Annotated in this window: 1 protein-coding gene; it reads left to right on the top strand. The window is 47.4% G+C overall.

Annotated elements, in window-relative coordinates; genetic code table 11:
• Positions 1-268: SpaA isopeptide-forming pilin-related protein (locus tag DWW43_RS12150; RefSeq protein ID WP_207666017.1), on the top strand; the 268-nt coding region annotated here is incomplete at both ends.

Raw genomic sequence — 268 nt, 5'->3', positions numbered from 1 at the left:
GAGACAAGACGCTTGCGGATGTAGCAGCGGATATCAGCTTTGAGATCGCCGGATCAAACGGATATAGCAAGACGATAGCCGGAACAGAACTGGATGCAAGCGGAAGTTATACGATTGATAATCTTGCAAAAGGAACATATACGGTGACAGAGACTGTGACCGGATCAACAGGTTATACAGTCACTACTACTTACAAAGTAGATGGTGGAAGTACAGAAGCCGGAGCAACAGCAACAGCAGCCGTACCAAATGGCGGAACAGCAGAAGT

The sequence above is a fragment of the Clostridium sp. AF15-41 genome, assembly GCF_003604095.1.
GTDB lineage: Bacteria > Bacillota > Clostridia > Lachnospirales > Lachnospiraceae > Coprococcus.
The sequence above is the reverse complement of the archived record's forward strand: the minus strand, read 5'-3'. Positions and strand labels throughout refer to the sequence as shown.